This is a genomic window from Capnocytophaga sp. H4358 (assembly GCF_002302515.1).
In the GTDB taxonomy this organism is placed as follows: Bacteria; Bacteroidota; Bacteroidia; order Flavobacteriales; family Flavobacteriaceae; genus Capnocytophaga; species Capnocytophaga canis.
On record NZ_CP022380.1, the window covers coordinates 611,609 to 635,343 of the forward strand.

At 37.2% G+C, this 23,735-nt stretch carries 15 protein-coding genes and 1 tRNA gene; 7 read left to right on the top strand and 9 right to left on the bottom strand.

All coding sequences use genetic code 11. From position 1 onward, the window contains the following. Positions 1-113 precede the first annotated feature (113 nt). Positions 114-977, top strand: coding sequence for an agmatinase (gene speB, locus CGC49_RS02605; protein ID WP_042345634.1), 864 nt, complete (start codon positions 114-116; stop codon positions 975-977). Between the two features lie 255 nt (positions 978-1,232). Beyond that, positions 1,233-2,375: a cysteine desulfurase family protein gene (locus CGC49_RS02610; protein WP_042342844.1), complete on the top strand. Its 1,143-nt coding sequence runs from the start codon at positions 1,233-1,235 to the stop codon at positions 2,373-2,375. Between the two features lie 5 nt (positions 2,376-2,380). Here CGC49_RS02610 and CGC49_RS02615 read toward each other — a convergent pair whose 3' ends face one another. The 7 genes from CGC49_RS02615 to CGC49_RS02645 form a co-directional block, all read right to left on the bottom strand. After that, complete coding sequence (locus CGC49_RS02615; RefSeq protein ID WP_095912670.1) at positions 2,381-3,853, bottom strand: lipopolysaccharide biosynthesis protein; 1,473 nt, start codon at positions 3,851-3,853, stop codon at positions 2,381-2,383. Between the two features lie 182 nt (positions 3,854-4,035). After that, positions 4,036-5,730, bottom strand: a complete 1,695-nt coding sequence (locus CGC49_RS02620) for a putative transporter (RefSeq protein ID WP_042342843.1) — start codon at positions 5,728-5,730, stop codon at positions 4,036-4,038. Between the two features lie 229 nt (positions 5,731-5,959). Further along, positions 5,960-7,912, bottom strand: a complete 1,953-nt coding sequence (locus CGC49_RS02625; protein WP_198540633.1) for a SusD/RagB family nutrient-binding outer membrane lipoprotein — start codon at positions 7,910-7,912, stop codon at positions 5,960-5,962. A 13-nt stretch (positions 7,913-7,925) separates the two neighbouring features. Next, positions 7,926-11,027 carry a SusC/RagA family TonB-linked outer membrane protein gene (locus tag CGC49_RS02630; protein ID WP_095912671.1) on the bottom strand — a complete coding sequence of 1,034 codons (3,102 nt, stop codon included), beginning with the start codon at positions 11,025-11,027 and terminating at the stop codon, positions 7,926-7,928. 353 nt (positions 11,028-11,380) lie between these two features. Beyond that, positions 11,381-12,142 (bottom strand): pyruvate formate-lyase-activating protein, encoded by a 762-nt coding sequence (gene pflA, locus CGC49_RS02635; protein ID WP_042342838.1) that lies wholly within the window; start codon positions 12,140-12,142, stop codon positions 11,381-11,383. A 71-nt stretch (positions 12,143-12,213) separates the two neighbouring features. Then, positions 12,214-13,635 (bottom strand): lipopolysaccharide biosynthesis protein, encoded by a 1,422-nt coding sequence (locus tag CGC49_RS02640; RefSeq protein ID WP_095911779.1) that lies wholly within the window; start codon positions 13,633-13,635, stop codon positions 12,214-12,216. A gap of 160 nt (positions 13,636-13,795) precedes the next feature. Beyond that, a tRNA-Ala gene (locus tag CGC49_RS02645) sits at positions 13,796-13,869 on the bottom strand. Positions 13,870-13,950: 81 nt separating this feature from the next. Between CGC49_RS02645 and CGC49_RS02650 the strand changes: the two genes are divergently transcribed. Genes CGC49_RS02650 through CGC49_RS02670 form a run of 5 tightly spaced genes read left to right on the top strand, consistent with a single transcriptional unit; the run spans position 13,951 to position 18,866 of the window. Further along, complete coding sequence (locus CGC49_RS02650) at positions 13,951-14,721, top strand: enoyl-CoA hydratase/isomerase family protein (RefSeq protein WP_095911780.1); 771 nt, start codon at positions 13,951-13,953, stop codon at positions 14,719-14,721. Continuing rightward, positions 14,718-14,921: a hypothetical protein gene (locus CGC49_RS02655; protein ID WP_095911781.1), complete on the top strand. Its 204-nt coding sequence runs from the start codon at positions 14,718-14,720 to the stop codon at positions 14,919-14,921. Before CGC49_RS02650 ends, CGC49_RS02655 begins: the two co-directional genes overlap by 4 nt. 30 nt (positions 14,922-14,951) lie before the next feature. Next, positions 14,952-16,289 carry an alpha-L-fucosidase gene (locus CGC49_RS02660; protein WP_095911782.1) on the top strand — a complete coding sequence of 446 codons (1,338 nt, stop codon included), beginning with the start codon at positions 14,952-14,954 and terminating at the stop codon, positions 16,287-16,289. A gap of 31 nt (positions 16,290-16,320) precedes the next feature. After that, entirely contained in the window at positions 16,321-17,628 is a 1,308-nt protein-coding gene (locus tag CGC49_RS02665) for an NAD-dependent succinate-semialdehyde dehydrogenase (protein ID WP_095911783.1), read from the top strand. 53 nt (positions 17,629-17,681) lie between these two features. Continuing rightward, positions 17,682-18,866 carry a PNGase F N-terminal domain-containing protein gene (locus tag CGC49_RS02670; RefSeq protein ID WP_042009074.1) on the top strand — a complete coding sequence of 395 codons (1,185 nt, stop codon included), beginning with the start codon at positions 17,682-17,684 and terminating at the stop codon, positions 18,864-18,866. Between the two features lie 154 nt (positions 18,867-19,020). Here the strand turns inward: CGC49_RS02670 and CGC49_RS02675 are convergent, their stop codons facing one another. Further along, positions 19,021-19,332, bottom strand: a complete 312-nt coding sequence (locus CGC49_RS02675; RefSeq protein WP_042009077.1) for a DUF3467 domain-containing protein — start codon at positions 19,330-19,332, stop codon at positions 19,021-19,023. A gap of 4 nt (positions 19,333-19,336) precedes the next feature. Beyond that, complete coding sequence (gene rpoC, locus CGC49_RS02680) at positions 19,337-23,629, bottom strand: DNA-directed RNA polymerase subunit beta' (protein ID WP_095911784.1); 4,293 nt, start codon at positions 23,627-23,629, stop codon at positions 19,337-19,339. Positions 23,630-23,735 lie beyond the last annotated feature (106 nt).

The following is a 23,735-nucleotide window of genomic DNA, read 5'->3' on the forward strand; positions in this document are numbered from 1 at the left end:
ACGTAAGTTTGCCAAAAATTTTGACATATCAACTTTCATTAGACAATAACATATTGTATGAGTTGTTGCTCAAAATATGATAACAACGATAAACATCTAAAAAAGAATATATTATGTGTAGAACATACGCTGGAATTCCCGATGAAAATGCTACTTTTGAAAACTCAAAGGTAATGTTAGTAACCGTTCCTTATGATGGAACATCCACGTGGGGAAAAGGTGCCGATAAAGGGCCTGAGCTTTTCTTGAATGCCTCTGAAAACATGGAACTTTATGACATTGAAACCGACTCTGAGCCCTTCCTGCAAGGAGTATATCTGGCAGGTGAAGTATCAGAAAACAGTTCACCTGAGGCAATGACCGAAGCTGTATATCAAAAAACTAAAGAATTGCTGAAACACGACGATAAATTGTTTACGCTTTTCGGGGGGGAGCATTCAGTATCTATTGGAGCGATTCGTGCTGTAGGTGAGAAGTACGAGAAATTAACTGTTTTACAGTTAGATGCTCACACCGACCTACGCCCTGAATTTCACGGGTCTACATCGAACCATGCTTGTGCTGTATTTGAAGCAAACGAAAAACATAAACTCGTACAGGTGGGTATCCGCTCTATGGACGCTGAAGAAAAAAAATACCTCCCAAAAGGGCGTGTTTTCTTTGCTCACGAAATCGCTAAAAACAAAAAATGGATTGATGATGTACTAGATAAAGTATCTGGAAATGTATACATTACAATTGACTTGGATGCTTTTGACCCTGCCATAGCACCTTCAACTGGAACCCCAGAACCAGGTGGATTACAATGGTATCCAACCTTAAAATTACTCCGTAAAGTTTTCAAGAAATGTAACGTTGTTGCTTTCGACATTGTAGAACTTATGGATAGCCCTATGGCAAAACCAACGGCGTTTTTAGCAGCAAAATTATACTATAAAATGTTGGCATACAACATGAAATACGGTCGTAAAAAATAATTTTTTACAAACATTTCTCTATTTAGATTTTTAGAAAATCTATAAAATGAGACTGTTGCAGAATTGAATTTTATTGTTAAGATTAAAGGAATAAATCAAACTAATAAAAAACATCTATTTATAGTCAGTTTTTTTGTATTTAACTACTTTATCACATAACTTTGAGTTAAATAATAATCCTTAGTTAAACGAATACTTGGATTTTGGAACAGTCTCTTTTTAAATATTCTATTTCCGAATGAAACATCAACCGAAATGATTTACTTCGACAACGCTTCTACAACCCGTCCTTTTCCCGAAGTAGTTGAAAAGATTCAACAAACACTCACTTCACACTACGGAAATCCGTCATCGACCCACAGTCTGGGACGTTCAGCAAAATCACTCATTGAAAACGCACGGAAAAACATCGCTAAATGGTTAAATGTAAATGCTTCTGAGTTGATTTTCACTTCTGGAGGTACAGAAGCTAACAACATGATTCTCAGAAGTGCAGTACGTGATTTGGGGGTAAAAACCATCATTACTTCAAAAATTGAACACCACGCTGTATTACATTGCGTTGAGCATTTACAAAGAGAATACGGTATCGACATTCTGTACGTTCAGTTGTCCGAAGTAGGAGATGTAGATTTACACGATTTAGAATATTTACTACAAAGAACTGAAAATCAAAAAGTTTTAGTAAGTTTAATGCATGTGAATAATGAGATTGGGAATATGTTGCCAATTACCAAAGTGGGAGAACTCTGCAAAACTTACAACGCTTATTTTCATTCTGATACAGTACAATCAATTGGACATTTTCCGTTAGACTTAAAGGCTTTTCCTATAGATTTTATCACCGCTTCGGCTCATAAATTCCACGGAACCAAAGGAATTGGTTTTGCTTACGTCCGAAAAGGCATCCCGTTACGAGGATTAATTTTCGGTGGTGAGCAAGAAAAAGGAATGCGAAGTGGTACAGAAAATTTACATAACATTGTAGCTATGGAAACCGCTTTAAATGAGTCATATAAAAACTTAACAACCTCTACTGAACATATTAAAAGTATCAAAAAACACTTTATAGAATCGGTTCGTAAGTATTTCCCCGAAGCGAAATTCAATGGTAATTCGGGAAATATGGAAAGTAGCTCGTACACTATATTAAACGTAGCCTTTCCTTTTTCAGCAGACAAAGGTGTAACCCTACTTTTTACTTTGGATTTGAAGGGTGTAGCCTGTTCCAAAGGCAGTGCCTGTCAAAGTGGTAGCGTACAAAACTCTCATGTTTTATCGGCTTTTCTATCGGAAGAACAACTAAAAATGCCTTCACTGCGATTCTCTTTTTCAGTATATAACACCAAAGATGAGGTCGATAAGGTCATTAATATTCTGCGAGAAATTCAAAAATAGCTTTGTCATCTCTTTCGATTTTTCATACTGCTTATTTGCTTAATCAAGATTATGGCTTCTTCTGAAAGTTTGTATCTTATCAAAACAAAACAACTGAAAATCAGAAGTATTATAGATTTTAAAACGATATTCGATAAGGGTGAAATGGAAAAATCCCAAAAGTAGAAAATTAAAGTTGATACAACTCCGAATATGGTTATTCTTTGAGTTTCTTTAAAAAAAGGAGACAAGTGAAATTTTCGATAAACAAAACTGATTTTCAGAGCGTTATAAATCAAAAAAGCACATAAGGTTGATAATCCAGCTCCATCAATCCCATATAATGGAATGAGCCACATATTTAATACTATTGTACATATAATCAACAATATACCAAGATAAAGGACTGTCCTATAATATTTAGAATTGAATAAGATAGCATTGTTAATCCCTACCAAAGAATCCGAAAGTTTTACTAATGAAATAAAAACCAAAACCTTAATTCCTAATGCGTATTCTTTATCGGGTAGTAGATTGTAAAATTGGTTTGCGTTGACGATAATTAAGACAAAAACGATTATACTTACCAAATAAATGTTAATAGTACTTTTTTTATAAAGTTCATGCAACCCAACTGTCTGATTAGTGCTGATAAACTTAGCTACAAGAGGACTAACCACCTGATACATTGATCTATAAGGAATAGCAATAACTGTAGCTGTAAATATAGCTACGTTGTAAATTGCTATCTCAGAAATGGGTAAATATTGATTAATCATAAACTTATCAATATCCATCAGTAGGTTTGCTACCGATCCCGAAACAACTATAAACAGACTGTAATAAAAAATTTCTCGCTTATTTTTCGGAAGCCCCCAGCTAAATGTGGGTAGCTTTATGGAAAAGGAAGATATGAGCATGAGCAAAGTACGAAGTGCATATGCAACAAACACTCCCCACACAAATTCGTGAAAATCAAAAACTTTATAATAAACACCTAACAACAATAAAGTAATGCAAATACGATGAAAAACCTCTTTCAAAAAATTTCCAAAGACAGTTTTGAGTTGTACTCTTGCCCACGAATAGAAAATCTCGAAATAGCCCATAGCAATGGCTGTAATGAAAATCAAAAAGACGTAATCCCTCACAACCTCATTTTCACCTGAAAGCCATTGTACCATATACTCATAAGTAAAAACACCTATCAAACCTAACGGAAAAATTATCAAAAGTGGTAAAACAAACAACATTGTATTGAACTTCGATAATTCTTTAGAATCGGTATAGGAAAAATAATATCGAATGAAAGTGTTGTGTACTCCAAAAGCAATCAGTGGAGAAAGTATTGTAGCTGTGGAAGTTATATAGCTAACCAATCCATATTCTTCTTTCGAAAGGAAGTAAACAAATAAAAATAAGGTATTTACTGCTCCAAATCCGAAACCCAGATAAGTAGTTAAAATATTCTTTAACGATTGGCGAAATACAATACCCATTTTAAATAAATTATGGTACAAAAGTAATATTTTTTCAGGAAATAAAAGAGACTGCCCTAAGATGTATGTTTCTTTTTGAAAACTTTTATTCCAAATCCCTGAAGAGGAGGAACCCCTCATTCAAAGTTATTGGGGATTGGAAATGACATCTTAGGACAGTCTAATTTATAAAAATTTATTAACTACAAAAACATCACTATGAGTAGCTGTGCTACCATAATTCGCATAAAGGTTGTGAGTGGATAAACAGCAGCATACGTAACCGCTGGAGCATCGGATCCTGTTACGTCATGGGCAAATGCCAAAGCAGGAGGATCGGTTTGCGACCCAGATAGTAGTCCACAGATTTCTAAAAAGTTCAATTTATAGTAAAAACGAGCTACCAACGCTACCACAATAAGTGGCACCAAAGTGATAGCAACTCCCATCAACATCCATTGCAAACCTGCCCCTTCTGATAGGGTTTTGATGAAATTTTGCCCTGCTCCTAAGCCTACACTGGCTAAAAACAATACTATTCCAATCTCTCTAACCATCAAATTAGCACTATGCGACACATAGTGTGTAACCGAGAAGCGACCTCCGTAACGGCTTATTAAAATGGCAACAATAAGTGGCCCTCCTGCCAAACCAAGCTTCACAGGCGACGACATTCCTGGAATAGCAATCGGAATAGACCCTAAAATAACCCCAAGAACAATACCAAAAAAAAGCTCCGCTATGTGTGGATGTTGCATACGTTTTTTAGAATTTCCGAATACTTTTTCAACCAATTTGATATGCTCTTCATCTCCAACCACAGTGATAGCATCCCCAAATTGTAATTTAGTGTCTTTGGTAGGAACAAATTCAATCCCCGCACGATATACACGACTTACGGTTACGCCATACTGTTCACGTACGTTAATCTCTCCTAATTTTTTCGAATATGCCAGTTTGTTAGTAACATTCATTCGGCGTGAAACAATGTCATTTGCCTCTCCTTCAAACAGAGCTATACTTTCTTTCTTTCCTATAAGAGTTGACAATTTATCAAAATCTTTTGGATTCGCCACCAAAAGTAATATATCTCCCTGCTTTAAGATGGTATCCTTATCCACCATATGTATTTTACCTGTATGATAAACGCGTGAAATAACGAAGTCCATTCCTAAAGTTTCTTTTATAATTGCTACGTGTTTTTCAAATAACACTGGATTTTCGACACGAACAGCTACTTTGTCAACACTTGAGTTGTTTTTATTAACTTTCCATTGATTCAGTCGTTTCTCGGCATCTAAATTCACTTTCAGGGCTGACTTGAGAATCATCATCACTAAAATAATACCTAATACTCCAAATGGATATGCCACTGCGTATCCGTTAGAAACGTTGGATAATGCTCCGTTGATAGTCTCTTGTGATTGACCTTCTGCTCTGAAAATGTCCACAATAGCTTGTTGAGCGGCCCCCAGACCTGGTGTGTTAGTCACTGCTCCTGACATAATCCCCACAAGATCAGCCATGCTAGTATCAGTAGCATAAAACAACACTATCACTGTCAGCACACATGTGAGAACTGAGAGTATTGCTAAACTATTAAGTTTTAAACCTCCTTGTTGAAAAGAAGCAAAAAAACCTGGACCAACCTGCAACCCAATGGTGTAAACGAACAAAATCAGACCAAACTCCTTGATAAAGTGCTGGATGTGTCCATCAACAGTAAAACCAAAATGAGCCACTCCAATTCCTGCGAAAAGCACACAAGCAATTCCGAATGAAATTCCCCAAATACGAACCTTCCCTAAGGCTACCCCTAAGGCTATCACAAAACTGTAAACAATGACTGTATATGCCACACTTTCGTGATTTGAAAATAGATTTACTATCCAATCCATATCGTAAAATATTTTAAAATTTTCCGAACGCAAAAGTACTATTTTTCTTTTACATATAAACAAAAAAATTAGTAAATTCTCATCTATAAAAGTCTTTTTTTATGAATTTGATTAATAATTAATGATTTAGCTATTAGTTTCTCTATTTTAGATATTTATGCGTATTTAAAAAGAAATCACCCTTATGTCTTTCGACTTGGGGTGATTTCCAACTTATGAAACGCTATACCTATCGTTTATGCCAAATCAGTGGAGTTTCGGGTTTATCCTCTCCTCCTAACAATTGTAAAGCTCGGTCATAACCAGCTTGGTTTTTTGTTTTCAAACTGATTGGATAACGAACTCTGCGATACACATTTTTAATGTCTGCAGCCGAATGATCAGTGTAGAATGGCATAAATGGCAATAATCCTTCCAAATACGGATTTTCAAAAAACGGCAATCCCGTTCGGCGGTAATCATTGGTTGCCTCGAACGGTTGCCAAGGATTCTGAGCGATATACTTCTGTGTCATAATCTTAGATAGTACATCGTTATTAGTTGGATGTACTCCCTTCGGATAATTATAGGTCACGGTTTCTTCCGTTCCTGATGGGTAAATTTTTCGCGTCAGCTGTTTTGAAGTAATTTCAGTTGTATGGTCAAACTTTACCGAAGTTCCGATACGATTATAACTTTCACTTTCCAAATAAGCATCTGCATAGCGACCTATTTTGTGGTAATCAAAACTAGCTTTTACACCTAATTCATACCACTCCTTAGCTGTACGTCCTGTTTCCCATCCGTAGTGAGCTGCCTCTGCCAATAAAAAGTAGGTTTCCCAACATCCGAAATAGACGCGCCGTAAATCTCCTCCACGATATTGCTTACCGATAGCCGGCAAACGACCTAAATTCCTACGGAAACCTCTCAGAATCAAATCATTTTTCCCTGCATTTTCTCCGCAAGTGAATGATGAAAAAGTGTATTTCGTACTGAATTTTTGCCCAGAATCTGCAGGAAGTTCAATTTCTTGATAATTAGTATTATTCTTTTCAGCATTTAAATCACGCTGTACATAAAAATTTACCAATCCATCATGATGCCCAGGTATATGATAATTTACTAAAATACGAGGATCTATTTCTTTAGGAATATAATCATACAGATATCCTGCTGACTGAATATTTGTTTTTGTTGGCAAATAATCCGGCATATAAACTCCTAAATATTCATTAGGTGAACGTAAATGATTGGTTAGTGCTTCTTGTGGCAAACCATAGGCAGATGTTCCTGGATATTGTGCCATTTCTGCAACTGAAATTCCTCCCAATCCAAAAGAAATGTTAGTCAATGTGGAAGTAATTTCCATTCCAATATAGCTAAGGGCAAAGATAGAACCTGCAGGATCCTCTAAGTCAGCAATACTTGATTGTGCAACGGAAGCATTATCTACATTATTGATAATGAATCCCGAAATATTTCCTACTTCTTGTAAGATGTTTTCAAAACGAGTTTTACCCACTGTACCTACATTTGAAAAACGCATTGCACAACGCAACCGTAACGAATTGGCATATTTTTTCCAAGCACCAATTTTCCCTGCGTAAAACGCATCAAAAGCATCATTTGAAGCCTCAGTACTTTCATCAAATTTGCTCACTGCCAATTTTAGTTCCTCTTCTATATAGGCGTAAATATCTTCAACACTATCATACTCAGCTACTTCCCCTTTGAATCCTTTTCGAGCTGGATAGGGGCCAAACATATCTGTAATCTCTGAAAGCAAATACGCTCGATAAACTCTTGCCATTTGCACATAATTATTGGTTTTGGCATCTGCCTTTCCTGTTCTGATGCGTTCCTCTCCTATTTCAATGGCCTGGCTAACATTGGTAATCCATTTTGCAGCAGAATTCCAATAGTCTGACATGTAATTATTTTGATCTTGCAACACCTGTGGCCCGTGAATAGGGCGATACGTGTACCGAGCTCCCCAAAGCCAAGTACGGTGAAAAAGAATATCCCGATTCCACCAGCTAAGCTGTGCATCAGCGACCGAAGCATTAAACAACCCTTCAACCAGTACCGAATTGCGATCAGCTGCATTGGGATCTTTGTTGATTTCCTCAAAGTCCGAACAAGCGTACGATGAAAGTGCAACTATAGATATAATAGCGAATTTTAATATATATTTTCTCATAACACACATTGTTTTAAAGTCCGATAGTAATATTAAACGTAAACGTACGGCTTGTAGGTGGCGCTCCAAACTCCAATGCTGTTACGTTTGTGCCTGTTCCTGAAACTGATTCTGGATCAATTCCTGGAATGTTAGTGTGAATCAACCAAAGATTATTCGCCGTGAAGGAACACTTGAGATTTTGGATTCCAATGCTTTCCAAGTATTTTTTACCAAACGTATACCCTAATGACAGGGTTCTTAAACGTACCGATGTAGCATCATACATGTTAGCTTCAGTGATTCCGATGTTGTTTTGGGCCAATGCTCCCCAATAACGTTGAGGTGTTACTTGTTTTGTGTTTACATCATATCCTCCTGAGCTATTGGCTATTACACCTTCTACAACAAATGAATCTCGCTTACCATCAACAGCTGTTTCTGCTGCCATTCCATAGCCTGTAAGCAAATTACGTGTCATAGAGAACATTTTTCCTCCTACACGAGCATCTACAAGAAAGTCTAAATTAATTCCTTTCCATGAGAAACTATTGCTAAAACCTAACAAGTAATCAGGTTGCTGATTTCCAAGATAATGTAATGCTACAGCATCTCGCTGAGGCAATCCTTCCGCAGTAAGAATCATCTTTCCGTTGTGAGGACTGTTCGCATCATTGACCCTACGGATAGCCGAGCCATAAATTGCTCCATATTCTTTACCTACTTCAGCAAGTACCATAATCTCATCAACTGTAAGCAATTCATAGGAAGCTACCCCTGGGTAAAGGTCGATAATTTGATTTTCATTCTTAGAAAAGTTTACCGTTGTATCCCAATTTAATCCTTCAGGATTTTGTAAAATACCTACTCCTAACGAAAGTTCAACTCCTTTATTTTCAATATTTCCTGCGTTGATTATTTTGAATTTATATCCGCTAGTTTCATCCATCGGTAAACGTAATAATTGACGCATAGCATTGGTCTTATATACAGCTGCATCTAATCGCACTCGGTTGTTAAAAAGTCTTAAATCAAGCCCAGCTTCATATGATTTTACTAACTCACTACGCACTGAATGGTCATACAAAATTTCATTAGTTGAAATTGTTGGCACACCCCAATAGTCTTTCGCAACTGAGTAACTGTTATACAACATATAAGGCTCTAAATCGTTCCCCACCTCAGCATAGGAAGCTCTTACTTTGGCAAATGTTACCCATTCAGGTAACTCTATCAATTCTGAAATCACCCCAGAAAAACTCAAAGACGGATAGAAATAGGAACGATTTACTTTACTCATGGTTGAAGACCAATCGTTACGAAAAGTTGCGTCCAAATACAAACTATTTTTCCATCCGATTTGTGCTGAACCGTATAATGAATTCATTTTTCGCTGTGTAATCAATGAGGTTACAGTTGGTTTTTCTTTACCATTGTTCAATGAGAATATGTTAGGAATCAATAAATCTCCTGATTTAGCATTCATCTCTGAAATATGCTGTGACATTAGATTTCCTCCAAAGGTCAACGTTCCGTTAAGATCTTTCAGTAAATCACTTTTTTCAGCAATCAACAGAAAGCTAAGGTTCTTTTCAGAAAATTCTTTGGAAGCCTCTGCATATTGTCCGTTTTTTGGCACTGATAAACTTCCCGAATGTTTGCGTTGATACATTTTTGTGTTGTAGTAGTCCAATCCTCCTTTTACTTCTCCTCGTAACCAATTTGTAAATTCGTAGGTTACCGCTCCAAAACTGATATAACGATTACGCACGTCGTTGTTTGTATTGTACTTAAGAGTCCACCAAGGGTTGTCGTCGGGCAATGTTTGCGTATCATACCACACTTGTTGTCCGTTAACTATCGGTGGATTGAATTCACGAATATCCAATGTACGAGGGAATATGGTCAAGGTTTTAAATACATTTGACTGGTTCAAACCTTGAATTGGACGATTATGAGCCTGAGTGTTCACATAATTGATTTTAAAATCTACTTTCCAACGATCACTTGCTCCTAAATTAGTTGTAGTTCGCAATGCCATTGATGTACGATTCATATCCGTTTCAGGCACCATACTGGTATTATCCATATAGTTAACAGAACCGTATACCGAAGTTTTATTTATTTGTTGCTGGAAAGAAAGAGCTTGTGTGGCTGTAATTCCTGTACGAAAGAAATTATTCATATTGTCATACGCCTCCAATTTCACTTGCTTGTTATTCCAATTAGTTACCGTCTGTCCTTCAATTCTTGGCCCCCAGTTTCGAGCTGTTTTAGGATCGTATAAATTATCAACCCCTTGTGCATAAGCATTTTGCAATGCTGGTTTAACAAAAATATCTTCAGTGGCAAGAGTCGTTGAAAATGTAATTCCAAGTCCTTTCTTTTCCTTTCCTGATTTGGTGGTAATCAGAATAACTCCATTTCCAGCACGAGAACCGTAAAGTGCTGCTGCCGAAGCTCCTTTCAAAACAGTAAGGCTTTCTATGTCTTCCGGATTGATATCGGAAAGTCCGTTCCCCATATCCATTCCGGAATTTCCCCAAATATCGGCAGCTCCACTAGCTTTATTGTCTATTGGCACACCATCTACAACAATCAGTGGCTGATTATCTCCTGTGAGTGAATTTTGCCCCCTCAACACAATTTTTGAAGAACCAGCCATACCTCCCGCTCCTTTAACAATCTGCAAACCAGATACTTTCCCTGAAAGAGCATTTGTTACGTTAGCATCACGAGCCTCAAGTAACTTTGTTCCGTCAATTTCCTGTAAAGCATATCCAAGAGCTTTTTCACTTCGTTTGATACCTAATGCCGTTACAACAACCTCTTCCAACTCTTCAGCGTCTTCTTTCAACATAACATTGAGTTTGGTCACGTTAGCTTTTTTCTCTTGCGTAACAAATCCCATGGAACTGAAAATAAGGATTTCTTCTGCTTGAGCTTGAATGTTGTACTTACCATCAAAATCGGTGGACACTCCTCGGGTTGTTCCTTTAACTAAAACGCTCACCCCTGAAAGTGGAATCCCTGATTCATCGGTAACTACACCACTAACCGTACGATTTTGTGCATACAACCAATGGAAACAAAAAACCATCGTTAGCACAAATGTTACTAAAAACTTTCTTTTCATATTGTACATGTTTTTGGTTAAGTAATTAAAATATCTTCTCTACAAAAATAAAGAAATTTATGTTAACAAAAAACTTTTTTAACTATTTTTCTGCATAAATATAACAAAAAGATTTTAATGTGATTTTTTAAACATTACATTTATCTGAAAATCAGCACTTTTAAAAAATACAAATGTTTTTCCTCCGTAAAAATTCTTGAACCCTATATAAAATTGATCAACCTAGTATAAAAATATATGCAAATTTTAGTTAACAGATTGTTTGGGATTTCAATATAAATTTAGAGGAAAACGTTTATTAGCTATGAAGAAAAATATCCGATATGTGGGAATGATGAATTGTGGGCAGAAAATCAATCCAAATCATACCTGGCGCCTAAAATTTTAATAGCATTTTCAATGCGCTCTTTCGACGGACGCTCAATATCCTTCAACGGATAATCAATTCCCAATTCATCGTATTTGAATTTAGCCATATCGTGGTAGGGAAGAACCTCAACACGCTCTACTCCTTGTAAAGTGTCGATATAATCGCGAAGTTTTTGCAAGTATACATCATCATCGGTCCATTGAGGTACCAACACATGGCGAACCCACATTTTAGCTCCATTTTGGCTTAAAAAATCAATGAAAGTGATAATATTTTTATTATGTCGTTTGGTAAGACGTTGGTGTTGTGTATCATCAATATGTTTGATGTCAACCAAAAACAAATCGGTAAGAGATATTAACTTAAGAATTTTTTCATTGATAATCGGGGTATTAGCATAAAACCCACCACAGGTATCTACGCAAGTACTTATTCCTAACGACTTTAATTTTGTAAAAAGTTCTAAAACAAAATCTAACTGCAATAAAGGCTCACCACCACTGAGAGTCACTCCTCCTCCACTAGCTTGAAAGAAAGTTTTATACTTAACAATATCGCTAACCAATTCATCCGTGGTCATCATCTTTGCATCGTCATTATGCAATTCCCAAGTGTCAGGATTGTGACAATACTTACAACGCAACATACACCCCTGAAAAAAAACAACATAGCGTATGCCTGGCCCATCAATATTTCCAAAAGATTCAACCGAATGAATAGCTGCTCGCAACGGATGTGTTTCCATAAAAAGGTGCCTATATTTACTTTAACATATTTTAGTCACAAATGTACATCTTTCTAACCTAAAAAACAAAATCAACGCTTTAAATGCCTAATTAGCTGTTTTTCCTGTTTTACAACTAATAGAACATAAAGCAATAAAAAGACAATCCCTATATAAATGTTTTTATCAAAAACATAGAATACTATAAATGAAGACATTATGCTAAATCCCAAATATACTCCTATTTTTTTAATATTATAGGGTATTGGATATTTTTTTTGTCCAACCCAAAAAGATACCGACATCATAACAAAATAGGTAGCAAGGGTAGCTAATGCCGAACCTTTGTAACTTATTAAAGGAATCAACAGGAAATTAACAATCACGGTAATAAACATCCCTAAAACAGATACATATGCTCCGAAATTGGTTCTATCAGTGACCTTGTACCACACCGAAAGACTGTGATAAATCCCCAAACAAAGATTTGCCAACAAAATGACAGGAACTATCCACAAAGCCTCCCAATACTCTGAATTTGATACAATTATATACTTTAATACATCTATAAAAACAGTAATAAATAACAATATGAAAGCTCCAAAGAGAATAAAATATTCCGTTACCAAAGCGTAGGTCTTTGGTGCATTTTTGTCTTGTGCGTTACTGAAAAAGAAAGGTTCAACACCTAATTTGTACGCTGTTACAAAAAGTGTCATAAACATCCCCATCTTGTAACACGCGGAATAAACTCCGATAGTAGCATCAGCAGTATCAACGGGAAGAAGCATCCGCAAAAAAACACGGTCAAAACCTTCATTTACAGCAAAAGCGATTCCCGCAATGAGTACAGGGAAGCCATAACGCATCATCTGTTTCCATAAAGCAACAGAAAAACTGAATTTAATTCGGAAATAAAGAGGAAGAAGCACCAAAAAAGTAAGTAAACTCGCTATGAAATTAGACATAAAAATAAAAACAACCCCTTCATCTGTTTTATCAATATGATTGCTTAACACCAAGAAAAAATACAGATTAAGTAGTAAATTTACCACTACATTTCCAATCTTAATCAAAGCATAAATCACCGATTTCCCCTCATTGCGAAGCCACGCAAACGGAATTACAACCAACGCATCCAATACCAATATGTAGATCGCCAATCGGATATACTCTACCTTGTAATTCAACCACTCGGCAATATGATTTTGCAAAAGGATAGCTCCTACTAAAAACAGAAAAGAACTAACTGTTACTGAGGTAAGCGCCGTAGATTGTACTTTCTTTTTATCGGTTTCCTTATTCACAAAACGGAAAAAAGCGGTTTCCATCCCATAAGAAAGCAACACATTCCCTAAAATCAAATATACGAACAACCCCGAATAAATACCAAAATCTTGTTTTTCAAGTTTATGTGTATAAAAATTTGTCAACAGAAGAGTTAAAACACGTGGCAGTACGGTAGCCAGTCCATAGACGAACGTATGTTTGAATAGTTTTTTCAGTTTACTCATGATTATAATTGAATATTTTTACTATCCGAGAATAGCCTAAGATATTCCCGCTTTCCTATTCAGGTTAATTGCTTATTTTAGAAAAAAACAAAGACTAAAACCGAGTAGCCCCAGCATTAGTCCTTAATTAGTACATTTTCTTGATTTTCAACGCTTGTTGTGGAGAAGATGGGGCTCGAACCCACGACCTTTTGGCTGCCAGCCAAACGCTCTAGCCAACTGAGCTACATCCCCTTTGGGGCAAAGGTAAAATATTTTTTTGGATAAATAATCTATTTTCGATATTTTTTTTTACTTTTGGGGAAAATTAAAATTATGGGAACTAATAGAATAAACGGTTCGTTATACACTAAAATAGAAAATCGCGTAGCAACCATCGAATTTGGACATCCTCATGCGAATTCTCTTCCGCTTGAGTTATTAGAACGCTTGGCTAAAGAATTTGATTTATTATCTGAAAACAAAGATGTCAGTCTGATTGTAGTCAAAAGCGAAGGTGACAAAGCTTTTTGTGCTGGAGCTTCTTTTGACGAACTTTTGACCATTGATAATGAAACCGAAGGCACTCGATTTTTCAACGGATTCGCAAACGTATTTTTAGCCATACGCCGATGTAAAAAATTGATTATAGGTCGGGTGCAAGGAAAAACCGTTGGCGGAGGAGTCGGGCTTGTGGCTGCTATGGACTATGTGTTCGCCACGGAAGCCGCAACTATCAAACTTTCAGAACTTTCACTTGGGATAGGGCCTTTTGTTATTGCTCCCGTAATTTTACGAAAAACAGGACAGGCTACTTTGAATGAGCTTTTTATGGCTCCTGACCAATGGAAAAATGCCTACTGGGCTCAACAAAAAGGACTTTACGCACGAGTGTTTGAAAATATCAAAGAAATGGACGAAGCTTTAGGTCACTTCTTAGATCGTTTACTACAGGCAAATCCTATGGCACTTACCGAAATGAAACGAATCACATGGCAACACACCGAACATTGGCTCGAAGAGTTACCGAAAAATGCTGAAATATCTGGGAAATTAGTCCTTTCTGAACAAACCAAATCAATGCTCTCTAAATTTAAAAATCAATGAGAATACCATTACTATTACAACAACAAGATAATATCGACATCATAAAACAAAAACTAGCTGAAGCCCCTGATGAACAATACGGCATCGGGATTTTCATCGGGAATATGCTTCCTTTCGTGGTGCTTGTAATCTTAGCATATTTGATGTATTCCTATATGAAAAACAAATCAAATGGTGATGAAAACCTTTTAGACGATTAAATTTTATAACCAACTAATTATAAATATATTATGAAAACAAAAAATATCCTTTTAGTTGCATTAATAATGGGTAGCCTGTCTGTTTGGACACAGCCGAATTACAAACCATTGGCCGAAAATTTAAAGGCTCGAAGCAATTTTCAGGACGATAAATTCGGCATATTTATCCATTGGGGGCTTTACTCAATGCTTGCTGACGGTGAGTGGGTTATGCACAACAAAAACTTACATTGGCAAGAATACGAAAAACTTGCAGGTGGATTTTACCCTGCTAAGTTCAACGCTGCAGAATGGGTCTCAGCGATTAAAGCCTCTGGAGCTAAATATATTACGATCACTACTCGACACCACGATGGGTTCTCCATGTTCAACACAAAATATTGTGACTATAACATAGTGAAAGCCACACCTTTCAAACGCGACATCATCAAAGAAATTGCCGATGAATGTAAAAAGCAAGGAATCCGATTGCATTTGTACTACTCTCATTTGGATTGGAGACGCAACGACTATTATCCTCTGGGAAGAACGGGTAAAGGTACAGGTAGAACCACACACGGGAAATGGGAAGATTACCATAAATTTATGAATAACCAACTAACAGAACTACTCACTAATTATGGTGAGATTGGAGCCATTTGGTTTGATGGAATGTGGGATAAAGACATCTATCCTGACGGTATGACACCTGAAACTTGGAATTTGCATGAGCAATATCAACTCATCCATAGCCTACAACCAGCTTGTTTAATCGGTAATAACCATCATCTGGTACCTTTTGCTGGTGAAGACATACAAATATTTGAACGAGACCTCCCCGGAGAAAATAAGGCAGGACTTTCAGGACAAGATATCAGTAAATTACCACTCGAAACCTGCGAAACTATGAATGGAATGTGGGGATACAAAATCATCGATCAGAATTACAAATCGACTGAAACACTCATTCAATATTTGGTAAAAGCCGCAGGTAAAAATGCAAATTTACTAATGAATGTTGGACCTCAACCCGATGGAATGCTCCCTGCTGTGGCTGTGCAACGTCTTAAAGAAATGGGAGAATGGATGAAAAAATATGCTCCTACCATTCAGGGTACACGAGGAGGCGTTATAACACCACGCGATTGGGGAGTAACCACCCAACGAAACAAAACGCTCTACGTTCACGTACTTGATTGGAAAGATAAAGCTTTATTTTTGCCATACGCAGGAAATAAACTAAAAAAAGCAATAGAATTCGATAGCAAAAAAAATATACAGTTCTCGCAGGATAAAGACGGAATTTGGCTTAAATTTCCGAAGGTGCCAACCGCTCCTGACTATGTCATAGAATTAACTTTTGAAAATAAATTAACTGAAAATCAATAAATTATTAAAGAATATACAAAATAAATTTGTAATGACACACACAACTTTGGAAAACGCTTTTTCAAGAATCGAGACTTTACAGTCATCTTACAAACGGTGGAAAGAGTTTGATTTAAAAAAGCGCCTAACAATCGTTCAGGAAATACGAGATAAATTGCTCTCCAACACATCGTTATACGCACATGCCATTACTGAAGACATGAACAAACCAATCACTCAAGCCATTGCTGAGGTAAATAAGTGTGCCTATTTGTGTGATTATTACATCACCAATGCAGAAAATTTTATTGCTCCAAGATTGGTAAAAACACAGTGGTCGGAAAGTCGGGTAAATTTTGAACCGATAGGAGTTCTATTGGGGGTAATGCCTTGGAATTTTCCGTTTTGGCAAGTGTTTCGTTTTGTAATTCCAAATATGATTTTAGGGAATTTGTTTGTTATTAAACACGCTTCGAATGTACCGAAATCGGCAAATTTACTGGAAACGATTTTCAATTCAGACAAAATTGATTTTCCGTTGTATAAAAACTTATTCTTAGACAGCAGATACGTAGCCGATATTATCGCTCATCCACACATTAAGGGTGTATCACTCACAGGAAGCGAAAATGCAGGAAAAGCTGTAGCCGAAAACGCGGGAAAACATCTCAAAAAATCAGTCTTGGAATTGGGCGGAAGTGCGGCTTTTATTGTGTGTAAAGATGCTGATTTAGAGTTAGCTACATCGGTAGCTGTAATGGCTCGTATGCAAAATACAGGACAGAGTTGCATTGCCGCCAAACGTTTTTTGGTAGACAAAAATATCGCTGAAACTTTTATAAATCAATATAGGAGCAAGATTCAAGCGCTGAAAACGGGAGATAAATTTGATCCAACAACGCAAATTGGAGCAATGGCACGTGAAGATTTGGCTATAGAATTAGAGAAAATGGTCACAGAGAGTATTCAAGAAGGAGCAAAACTTATCTGTGGAGGAAACCGTAAAGGTGCGTTCTATGAACCTACAATTATCACTGAGGTGACTCCATCAATGGCAATTTTTAAAGAAGAAACTTTTGGACCTGTGGCAGCTATCACCACGTTCAGTACTTTTGACGAAGCTGTAGAACTTAGCAATCAGTCTGAATTTGGATTAGGTGTATCTATTTTTTCAAAGAATACAGAGTTCGTAAAATCACAGGCTTATCGATTTGAAGAAGGAGCTGTGTACATCAACGAAATGCTCATTAGTGATCCGAATTTACCTTTCGGAGGTATTAAAAAATCTGGTTACGGCAGGGAACTCTCTTCCTTTGGAATGTATGAGTTTGCAAATATCAAAACAGTGGTCGTAAAGTAAATAGTTTTGGTAAATTGATTTTTTGTAGTTTTAGAATTTAAAACAACGGATATATGAAACAAATATTAGTAGCTTTATTTTTATTTTCGAGTATTTATTCATTCGGGCAAAATGCAAAGACTGTAAAAGTCTTTGAGAATGCCTTGGTTAATTTTTCAGAGAAAGGGGAAGCCCCTGCAGATGTTATTCGTTTGCAAAGCGGACGTTTACTGGTAAAAAAAATACACATCCCTGAATATCGTAAAGGAACTGATGTTTCTGTAGAAATAACCATTCGTTCCAACGGTGATCCTTGGGACAAATCAGGTTCTTGTTTCGTCTTTAAAAATGAAGACTTGATTAACGTTATCAACGTGGCTCAGGGTTCGAAACAATTGCCTAATGAAAGTGGAACTGACAATAACTACCACGGAATCAAAGCAGTTTCATCGTATGACCTGCCAGTAGAAATTCTCCGATTTATGACTCCTTTCGGAGTGGGACATTTCAGCGATGAGCAAAAATATCCAAACATGAAATATGGTCGCCCTGTATCTGTACCAAAATGGGAAGATAAAGTTGTTTGGCAACAGGACGTTTCTCAGTTAGAATCTCTCCTAACGGGCACTTTTTACATCGGCATTTGGATCGACACGTGGACTGACAAAGGATATTTGGCAGATGTTTCGCTAACTTACTCTGGTAGACCACGACCAAAAAAAGTGGTTACTCCGTTGGTGAACACTATTTACTATGTAAATGGACAAAAAATTCCCGATTTATTTGCTAAAACTACGCTAAAACATGACATAACCCTTAAAAAAGATGTAAAAAATGCTGAATTATACTACATCACTACTGGACATGGAGGACATAGCGGTGGAGATGAGTTCATCAAAATTAAAAATTCTGTTTTTTTTAATAGTAAAAAAGTGATTGACTTCATTCCTTGGCGTGATGATTGTGCTGCTTTTAGAAGATTCAATCCTTCATCAGGTGTATGGACGCGCAAGGACACTGCTTTTGCATATAACGAAAACTACGAACGCGTAAAGAAAGCCGTTGAAGAACGATTAGCTTCATCCGATTTATCACGCTCCAATTGGTGCCCTGGCTCAGCAGTAGTTCCTGAGAACGTATCACTTGGTACGCTCAAAAAAGGAAAACATACTATCGAAATTGTAATTCCTGCTACCGCCAATACTGGAGACCAACAAAACCATTGGCTTGTATCAAGTTACTTAGTATCAGATAAGTAGCACTAATACTAAATAATCCCCCTTAAAAAGTAGCAAAATCTTTTTATGGGGGATTAGTCTGTAACAGATAAACTTCAATCTTCATATTTAAGGCTATGTGGTAAAAATAAAATAGGCTATCCAATACTCTTTGAATAGCCTATTTACATTTTATCTATGCTTCCCCTTTCAATCCGAAAAGAGGTACAGGATGATGTTCATTCTCGTGAATTGAACCATGTGATTGCTCAAAACGTTGGATATTTTCTGACAAAGCGTTTAACAAACGTTTGGCATGTTGTGGAGTCAATATAATACGGCTTTTCACCCGTGCTTTTGGCATTCCTGGCATCACATTGATAAAATCCACAACAAATTCAGTCGATGAATGATTGATGACCGCCAAGTTTGAGTAAACCCCATCAGCTACCTTTTCATCCAATTCAATACTCAACTGATTTTCTGCATTTTCGTTTATGCTACTCATTGTCCTATCTTGATTTTTTCTTTTCAACAACCACTTCTTCCTCTGCTTTTGAACCTACGATAATTTTCTCGTAACGTTTCAGACCTGTACCCGCTGGAATTCTATGCCCAACGATTACATTCTCTTTCAATCCGTCAAGGAAATCCACTTTTCCGTTTACTGCTGCTTCATTCAAGACTTTAGTTGTTTCTTGGAATGATGCTGCTGAAATGAACGATTTTGTTTGTAGCGAAGCTCTTGTAATTCCCTGTAGTACAGGCGTTGCCGTTGCGGGAATCACATCACGAGCCTCTACTAAATTTTTATCAGCTCGTTTTAGCAAGGAATTTTCATCACGCAACTGACGTAAAGAAACGATTTGTCCTGCCTTAAGGTTTTCAGAATCTCCCGCATCTTCAACTATTTTCTGTCCGAATAATTTGTCGTTCTCCTCAATGAAATCATCTTTGTGAACTAATTGTCCTTCTAGGAATAGAGTGTCACCTGGATCTTGAATTTCAACCTTACGCATCATCTGACGTACAATCACCTCAAAATGTTTATCGTTGATTTTCACCCCTTGCAAACGATATACCTCTTGAACTTCATTTACTAAATACTGCTGAACGGCAGAAGGTCCTTTAATATTCAAAATATCATCAGGAGTTACAGAACCATCAGAAAGAGGCATACCCGCACGTACAAAGTCATTCTCTTGTACCAAAATTTGGTTAGACAACTTCACCAAATATTTGCGAACTTCACCTGTTTTGGATTCAATAACAATTTCTCGGTTACCTCGTTTTATTTTTCCGAAAGAAACTACCCCGTCAATTTCCGAAACGATTGCTGGATTGGAAGGATTACGTGCCTCGAACAATTCAGTAACACGTGGTAAACCTCCGGTAATATCACCCGATTTTGCTGATCTACGTGGGATTTTCACCAATACCTTACCTTCTTTAATCTTACTTCCATCGTCCACCATCAAGTGTGCTCCAACTGGCAAAGTGTAGGAACGGAAGGTCTCTCCGTCTTTATCTTGAATTAATAACGTTGGAATCAAGCGTTTATTTCTTGATTCAACAATCACTTTTTCTTGGAATCCTGTTTGCTCATCAATTTCGATTTGGTAAGTGACCCCTTGTTCGATACCTTCATAAGCAATTTTCCCTGAAAACTCTGAGATAATCACGGCATTATATGGATCCCACTGGCAAAGAACATCGCCTTTATTAACTTCTTGCTTGTCTTTAACAAAAATGTGTGCCCCATATGGAATATTATGAGTATGTAGTACCAAACCTGACTTTGGTTCAACCACTTTCAACTCCGAAGTACGTGAAATGACAACGTTCACTGGATTTCCTTCATAATCTTGTCCTTTCACTGTTCGCAAATCATCAATTTCAACGACTCCATCGAAACGAGCTTCTAACTTGCTCTCCTCAGAGATGTTTCCTGCTGTACCCCCTGCGTGGAATGTTCGAAGCGTAAGCTGTGTACCTGGCTCACCGATAGATTGTGCAGCAACAACTCCAACAGCCTCTCCCGTTTGTACCATTTTACCTGTTGAAAGGTTTCGTCCGTAGCATTTTGCACAAATTCCATGTTTTGCTTCACACGTAAGTGCTGAACGTACTTCCACCATTTCAATTGGAGCTTCTGTAATCTTAGCTACAGCTTTTTCAGTAATTTCATCTCCTGCTTTAACAAGCAATTCTTCGGTTAATGGATTGTAAACATCGTGCAATGAAACACGTCCTAAAATACGCTCTCCTAAAGTTTCTACAACCTCTTCGTTTTTCTTCAAAGCACGAACTTCGACTCCTCGTAATGTACCACAATCATCTGTATTAATAATTACATCTTGCGATACATCCACCAGACGACGGGTCAAGTAACCAGCATCCGCTGTTTTCAAAGCCGTATCGGCAAGACCTTTACGAGCTCCGTGCGTTGAAATAAAGTATTCTAAGATTGATAATCCCTCTTTAAAGTTCGACAAGATTGGGTTTTCGATAATCTCACCTCCTCCTACAGTCGACTTTTTAGGTTTTGCCATCAATCCACGCATACCTGTCAACTGACGAATCTGCTCTTTTGAACCCCTCGCTCCTGAATCCAACATCATATATACAGAATTGAACCCTTGTTGATCACTACTGATTCGCTTCATAGCCAATTCTGTTAACTGAGCATTAGTAGATGTCCACACATCAATCACCTGATTATAACGCTCGTTATTGGTGATAAGTCCCATATTATAGTTGGCTACAATACCTTCAACCAATCCGTTTGCCTCGGCAATCATCTTTTCTTTTTCTTGTGGAATAATAATATCCCCTAAACTGAATGACAATCCACCTTGGAAAGCGAATTTGTAACCCATATTTTTAATTTTATCTAAGAATTCCGCTGTCGTTGGAATACTTGTTGATTTCAAAATATGTCCAATAATGTCTCGCAACGATTTTTTGGTCAATACCTCGTTGATATATCCTGCTTCACGTGGCACCACTTCGTTGAACAATACACGACCTGTGGTAGTTTCAATTACCTTGTAAACTTCTTCACCATTTTCTCCTAAATCTCTTACACGTACTTTGATAAAGGCATTCAAATTCAACTTTCTTTCATTGTAGGCGATATTTACCTCTTCCGCAGAATAGAATGTCAAGCCTTCTCCTTTAATTGGATACTCAGGTGTTGAACGTCTTCCTTTGGTCATATAATACAAGCCAAGAACCATGTCTTGAGAAGGTACTGTAATTGGAGAACCGTTCGCAGGATTCAAGATATTATGTGATGCTAACATCAACAATTGAGCTTCCAAAATAGCTTCAGGCCCCAACGGCAAGTGTACCGCCATTTGGTCACCGTCGAAGTCAGCATTAAACGCCGTACACACCAACGGGTGCAACTGGATCGCTTTACCTTCAATCAACTTCGGCTGGAATGCTTGGATACCCAAACGGTGCAACGTAGGAGCACGGTTCAAAAGCACTGGATGCCCTTTAATCACGTTATCTAAAATATCCCAAACTACAGGCTCTTTCTTATCGATAATTTTCTTAGCTGACTTAACTGTTTTTACAATTCCGCGCTCAATTAACTTACGGATAACAAACGGTTTGTAAAGTTCTGCTGCCATATTTTTAGGCAAACCACACTCGTATAATTTAAGTTCAGGCCCTACCACAATTACAGAACGTGCTGAGTAATCCACACGTTTTCCAAGTAAATTCTGACGGAAACGACCTTGCTTACCTTTCAATGAATCAGACAATGACTTCAACGGACGATTTGATTCCGTTTTTACTGCTGATGATTTACGTGTGTTATCAAACAATGAATCCACAGATTCTTGTAACATACGTTTTTCGTTACGCAAAATTACCTCGGGTGCTTTGATTTCCATCAATCGCTTCAAACGATTATTACGAATAATCACACGACGATACAAATCATTCAAATCAGAAGTTGCAAAACGCCCTCCATCCAACGGCACCAACGGACGCAACTCAGGCGGAATCACAGGAATTACCTTCATTATCATCCATTCAGGTTTATTTTCACGATTATTTTTTGCCTCACGAAACGCTTCAACCACTTGCAAACGCTTCAAAGCCTCTGTTTTACGTTGTTTAGAACTTTCACTGTTAGCTTTATGGCGTAAATCATACGAAAGTTCGTCCAAATCCAAACGTTGCAACAAATCTAAAAGACATTCAGCTCCCATTTTGGCAACGAATTTATTCGGGTCAGTATCTTCTAAATACTGATTCTCAACAGGAAGAGTTTCCATAATATTTAGATATTCTTCCTCCGTCAAAAAATCCATCGGTTGGATATCCTCGCCATCTGGTCCTTTTGCAATTCCTGGTTGGATAACCACATATCTCTCATAGTAGATAATCATATCCAATTTTTTGGACGGCAATCCCAACAAATATCCGATTTTATTCGGTAATGATCGGAAATACCAAATGTGTGCAATCGGTACCACTAAGTTGATATGCCCTACTCTATCACGACGCACTTTTTTCTCTGTTACTTCTACCCCACAACGGTCGCAAACAATCCCTTTGTAACGAATACGTTTATATTTTCCACAAGCACATTCATAGTCCTTAACAGGCCCAAAAATACGCTCACAGAACAACCCATCTCGCTCAGGTTTGTGCGTACGATAGTTAATCGTCTCAGGTTTAATAACCTCACCACGCGAAACTGCCAAAATAGATTCAGGCGATGCCAACCCAATAGAAATTTTGTCAAACTTCGTCGTTGTAACTTTGTCTTTTACTCTTGCCATAATATATTATGCGGTATGAATTTTATTTTTTTTTATTTTTTGCAAAACCTTTAGAAGGTTTTTAAAACTTTTAATTTTAGAGGATTTATTAAAAAAATATTCAATT